Genomic DNA, 1,229 nt, shown 5'->3' with positions numbered 1-1,229 from the left:
TCGTGGGCAATGCCCCCACCGGCTGGCTCATGCAGGGCCAGTGCGCCACCGTCTCCATCCAGGGCTCGGCCTGGCTGCCTCCCCCGGGCCTCCAGGGCGCCTACCACCTGGGCGCCGTGGTGGACCCTTCCAACAACTTCCAGGAGCTCATCGAGGACAACAACTCCTCGTCCGGCTACCGCATCGGCGTGGGCAGCGCTCCCGACTTCGTCATCGCCTCCGTCACCGGCCCCACCAGCGTCCAGGACGGCCAGCCTCTCACCGCGCAGGTGACGGTCTGCAACCACGGCACCCAGCCGGGTGACGCCTACGTGGAGCTCTACCTGTCCGCTGACGCCATCATCCGGACCAACACCGGGCCGGGGCCGATGGAGGACATGCTCCTGGGCGGCGCCCCCTCGGGCACGCTCTTCCCGGGCCGGTGCGCCACCGTCCCCATCCAGGGCTGGGCGTACACGCCTCCCCCGGGACTCCAGGGTGCCTACCACCTGGGTGCCGTGGTGGACCCGTCCAACAACTTCCAGGAGCTCATCGAGGACAACAACTCCTCCTCCGGCTACCGCATCGGCGTGGGCAGCGCGCCCGACTTCGTCATCACCTCCGTCACCGGCCCCACCAGCGTCCAGGATGGTCAGCCCATCACCGCGCAGGTAACGGTCTGCAACCAGGGCACCAACTCCGGTGACTCGCAGGTGGAGCTCTACCTGTCCGCCGACAGCGTCATCCGGACCAACACCACGCCGGGGCCGATGGAGGACTCCTTCGTCGGCAACGCCCCCACCGGCTGGCTCATGCAGGGCCAGTGCGCCACCATCCCCATCCAGGGCTCGGCCTGGCTGCCTCCCCCGGGCCTCCAGGGTGCCTACCACCTGGGCGCCGTGGTGGACCCGTCCAACAACCGCCAGGAGCTCATCGAGGACAACAACTCCTCCTCTGGCTACCGCATCGGCGTGGGCAGCGCGCCCGACTTCGTCATCACCTCCGTTACCGGCCCCACCAGCGTCCAGGATGGCCAGCCCCTCACCGCGCAGGTGACGGTCTGCAACCAGGGCACCAACTCCGGCGACGCCCAGGTGGAGCTCTACCTGTCCGCCGACGCCACCATCCGGACCAACACCACGCCGGGGCCGATGGAGGACTCCTTCGTGGGCAACGCCCCCACCGGCTGGCTCATGCAGGGCCAGTGCGCCACCGTCCCCATCCAGGGCTCGGCCTGGCTGCCTCCCCCG

General features: G+C 70.0%; 1 protein-coding gene. It reads left to right on the top strand.

Annotated elements, in window-relative coordinates:
• On the top strand, window positions 1-1,229 hold a 1,229-nt coding region (locus tag G4D86_RS51550; protein ID WP_275899249.1), incomplete at both ends, for a CARDB domain-containing protein.

The sequence above is a fragment of the Pyxidicoccus caerfyrddinensis genome, from assembly GCF_010894405.1.
Taxonomy (GTDB): domain Bacteria; phylum Myxococcota; class Myxococcia; order Myxococcales; family Myxococcaceae; genus Myxococcus; species Myxococcus caerfyrddinensis.
This window is presented reverse-complemented; position numbering and strand designations above follow the sequence as displayed.